This is a genomic window from Halomonas sp., from assembly GCF_014859505.1.
Classification (GTDB): Bacteria; Pseudomonadota; Gammaproteobacteria; order Pseudomonadales; family Halomonadaceae; genus Halomonas.
This window is the reverse complement of record NZ_JACUUD010000188.1, coordinates 1-4,294: the sequence shown is the minus strand read 5'-3', so window position 1 is coordinate 4,294 and position 4,294 is coordinate 1. Positions and strand designations below refer to the sequence as shown.

2 protein-coding genes are annotated in these 4,294 nt (G+C 67.9%); one reads left to right on the top strand and one right to left on the bottom strand.

Annotated elements, in window-relative coordinates; genetic code table 11:
• Positions 1-76: 76 nt before the first annotated feature.
• Positions 77-1,873, bottom strand: coding sequence for an NAD(P)/FAD-dependent oxidoreductase (locus IBX53_RS15030; RefSeq protein WP_290910860.1), 1,797 nt, complete (start codon positions 1,871-1,873; stop codon positions 77-79).
• A gap of 385 nt (positions 1,874-2,258) precedes the next feature.
• Between IBX53_RS15030 and IBX53_RS15025 the strand changes: the two genes are divergently transcribed.
• Positions 2,259-4,220, top strand: coding sequence for a sigma-54-dependent Fis family transcriptional regulator (locus tag IBX53_RS15025; RefSeq protein ID WP_290910858.1), 1,962 nt, complete (start codon positions 2,259-2,261; stop codon positions 4,218-4,220).
• Positions 4,221-4,294 lie beyond the last annotated feature (74 nt).

The following is a 4,294-nucleotide window of genomic DNA, read 5'->3' as shown; positions in this document are numbered from 1 at the left end:
CAGGCCAGGTGATCAAGAGAGTTGATCAAGAGAGTTGATCAAGAGAGTTGATCAAAGAGTTGATCAAGAGAGTTGATCAAGAGAGGTGGTGCACCTCCTGCAGGCCGTAGACGGGGGTCGGGATGCCCTCCATGCGGGCCTTGAGCTGCAGCGACAGGTACTGGGAGTAGTGGCGGGACTGGTGCAGGTTGCCGCCGTGGAACCACAGCGCCTCCTGCTGGGTGGGCTTCCACATGTTGCGCAGCTCGCCCTCCCAGGGCCCCGGGTCCTTGGGGGTGTCGGAGCCCAGGCCCCAGCACTTGCCGACCTTGTCCGCCACCTCCTGGGAGATGATGCGGGCCGCCCAGCCGTTCATGGAGCCGTAGCCGGTGGCATAGACGATGAGGTCTGCGGGGAGTTCTGTGCCGTCGGTGAGGGTCACCGAACGCGGGTTGATCCGCTCGATGCTGACGCCGCTGTGCAGCTTGACGTCGCCGTTGGCGACCAGGTCGCAGGCGCCCACGTCGATGTAGTAGCCGGAGCCACGGCGCAGGTACTTGAGGAAGAGCCCGGAGTCGTCGGAGCCGAAGTCCAGCAGGAAGCCGGCATCCTCCAGCCGCTGGTAGAACTCGGCATCGCGCTCGCGGATCTCGTCGAAGGCCGGCTTCTGGATCGCGGGCAGCACCTTGTAGGGGATCGAGGCGAAGATCAGGTCGGCCTTGTCGTGGGTGATGCCGTTGCGCACGGCCTCCTCGGAGTAGAGCGGGCCGAGGACCACGTCCATCAGCGAGTCGGACTTGACGATGTGGGTCGAGGAGCGCTGCAGCATGGTGACGTCGGCGTCGTGCTCCCACAGCGCCGCGCAGATGTCATGGGCGGAGTTGTTGGAGCCCACCACGACCACCTTCTTGCCGCGATAGGCGTCCGGCCCCGGGTGCTGGCTGGAGTGCTGCTGCTCGCCCTCGAAGCTCTCGGCCCCCGGGAAATGCGGTGCGCTGGGCATGCCCGACATGCCGGTGGCCAGGACCAGCTGCTGCGGGCGCAACGTGACCCGCTCGCCGTCGCGGTTGACCTCGACGATCCACTCGCCGGCGGCCTCGTCGAAGCGGGCGCTCTCGCACTCGGTGGCGCCCCAGTAGTTGAGCTCCATTACCCTGGTGTACATCTCCAGCCAGTCGCCGAGCTTGTCCTTGGGGGCGAAGACCGGCCAGTTCGCGGGGAAGGGGATGTAGGGCAGGTGGTCGTACCATACCGGGTCGTGCAGGCACAGTGACTTGTAACGGTTGCGCCAGGAGTCGCCCGGACGCGGATTCTTCTCCACCACGATGGTGGGCACATCCAGCTGGCGCAGGCGCGCGGCGAGCGCGATGCCACCCTGGCCACCGCCGATGATCACGCAGTAGGGCTGGCGCGTGTAGCCGAGCTCCTCCTGCTCGCGCTGGCGGCCCTCCAGCCAGGTCTCGCGCGACTTGTTAGCGCCGTGCTCGGCCCCCTTGGGGCGCCTGTCGCCCCGCGGCTCCGGGTGATCCCTGAGTTCCTGCATGGTGGTCAGAAGGGTCCAGCACTTGCCGTCCCTGAGGCGCACCAGCCCCTTGCCATGCGCCACGCCCGTCTCGAAGGTGAACCAGGCCTCGGTCACGCCGTCGGCCTCGGTGGCCTCGCCGTCGATGCGCCAGCGGGTCGGGCGGGTCTCGGCCAGGGTGGCATCGAGCATGGACTGGATCTCGTCCTGGCCCTCCAGCGTCTTGAGGTTCCAGGTGAAGGCCACGAGGTCGCGCCAGTAGCACTCCTCGCCGAACAGGGAGAGCACTCGCTGGATATCGCGTTGCTCGAGGGCGGTCTCGAAGTCGCCCAGCCACTGCTGGACGTGCTGGGTTGGCGTGTGTGTCGTCATCGGGGGTCTCCGTTTGTTGTTGGGGGTGACACACCCTTCCCGGAGCAGGATCCATGCCAGACGCGCGGCCGGCTGCCGCGATGTCGTATATCTTGTTGATTAAGATAGGGAAATATGCGGGGAGGGATGCCGGGGCCGCCGTGGACGAGAGGCCCCCGGGCGGGCGAGACGTGACAGCTGTCACCTGTACGGGGTGGCGCTGGTGTTACACCTGTCACGCCACGACCAAGGGGGAAGGACGAACCGATTGACTCCCGCGCGAGCCGGCATAGTCTGGTAGCTGGCCTGCCAAATGGCGGCAGCCACACGAGAAGCACCCTACAACAATAAACAGAAGCTCCCTTCGCCATTCCCCCGGGCGAGGCGGGGCGATCGGGAGGCGGCAATGACGCTTCGTACCGAACAGCGCCAGCATATCGAGACCCTGATCCACCTCAGCGAGGGCCGGGATACCCCCCTGGCCGGCTGTCGCGAGGTGATCCTGCGTTCCTGGGAGCGCTGCGTGGGAGAGTACCGGCTCGACCCCGGCCGCCCCCGGCAGGTGCGGGTCCTCACCCGGCAGGCGCTGCTGGAACACCGCGAGCCGGTGGACGAGCTGCTCCACGTGGCGCGTGCGGGGGTCGACCAGCTCTACGCCCAGGTGGCCCGGCTGGGCTATGTACTGCTGCTCACCGACCATCGTGGCATCACCGTGGACTTCCGCGGCCAGCGCGAGCATGACCAGGCCCTGCGCAAGGCCGGCCTCTACCTCGGGGCCGACTGGGACGAGCGCTACGCCGGGACCTGCGCGGTGGGCACCTGCATCCACGATACCCTGGCGATCACCTGTCACCAGAACGAGCACTTCGATGCCACCCATATCGGCCTGACCTGCACGGCGGCGCCGATCACCGATCCCCAGGGCGAGGTGATCGCGGTGCTCGATATCTCCGCCCTGCAGTCGCCGCGCTCCCAGGAAAGCCAGAACTTCGGGCTCTCCCTGGTGAACCTCTACGCCCGGATGATCGAGGATGCCTACTTCCTGCATCGCTACCGCGACTGCCTGATCCTGCGCTACGACACGGCCCGGGAGTTCGTCCACCTCAACGGGCGCGGGCTGATTGCCATCGAGGAGGACGGCAGCATCATCGCCGCCAACGGCAACGGGCGCGCCCTGATCGAGGCACACCTGAATCGCTGGCCCGCCTGGTCGGCGCAGCGCCTGCCCACGGCTACCCAGCTCTTCGATGGCGATCTGGTCGAGCTGCTGGGCATTCTCTCCGCCGGCGAGGACCAGATCCGCGCCTTCCGCGTGCGCGCCAGCGGCATCACCTGCTTCATCACCCTGGTCGAGCCCCGGCATCGGCGCCCGCCGGCGCCGACGGCACACCCCTCCGCGGAGGCCGTGCCGGCCCTGGACGGCCTGGCCGCCGATGACCCTGCCATGAATCGCGTGCTCAAGCTGGCGCGTCGCCTGCGCAACGAGGAGGTGAGTGTGCTGGTGACCGGCGAGACCGGCACCGGCAAGGAGGTGCTGGCCCGGGCCCTTCACGACAGCGGGAAACGCGCCGGCAAGCCCTTCGTGGCGGTGAACTGCGCGGCGATTCCCGAATCGCTGATCGAGAGCGAACTCTTCGGCTACCTGCCCGGTGCCTTCACCGGCGGACGCCCCAGGGGCATGCGCGGCCTCATCCAGCAGGCTGATGGCGGCACCCTGTTCCTCGACGAGATCGGTGACATGCCGCTGGCCCTGCAGAGCCGCCTGCTGCGGGTGCTGGCGGAGCGCGAGGTGATGCCGCTGGGCGCCGAGTCACCGGTCAAGGTCGACATCCGGGTGATCACCGCCACCCATCGCGACATGGCACAGATGATTGCCGAGGGGTGTTTCCGCGAGGATCTCTACTACCGCCTGAACGGCGCCCAGCTGCGGCTGCCGGCGCTGCGCGAGCGGGCCGACCGGCACTTCGTGATCCGCAGCGTCTACGAGGGGCTGTTGGCGGAGCGCGACGAGACCCGGTTCCTGCGTGCCGACGCCATGAGCGCGCTGCTGGGGCATGCCTGGCCCGGCAACATCCGCCAGCTCAGGAATGCCCTGAGCTTCGCCCTGGCCACCTCGGAAGGGGAGGAGGTCACCGTGCATGACCTGCCGGAGGAGTGTCAGGGGGCCACCTCCGCGGCGGCCTACCTTCCGCCGGCGCCCACCGATGGGGCCTCGACCGACGATGGCCAGGCCCTCCACGACCTGCTGGACCAGGCACATTGGAACGTCAGCCAGGTAGCTCGACGACTCGACGTCTCCCGGCCCACGGTCTACCGGCGCATGCGGCGCCATGGGCTGGTCCCGCCGAATCGCCGCGGCCGGGGGTGAGTGCCACGCCGCGGTGCGTTCACTTGGCGAACAGCTGGCCCATGTCCTTGAACGCCTTGAACTCCAGGGCGTTG

What these genes read in the sequence shown, in the direction of transcription:
- IBX53_RS15030 (WP_290910860.1), bottom strand. Translation starts at nt 1,873, where the DNA reads ATGACGACACACACGCCAACCCAGCACGTCCAGCAGTGGCTGGGCGAC.
- IBX53_RS15025 (WP_290910858.1), top strand. Translation starts at nt 2,259, where the DNA reads ATGACGCTTCGTACCGAACAGCGCCAGCATATCGAGACCCTGATCCAC.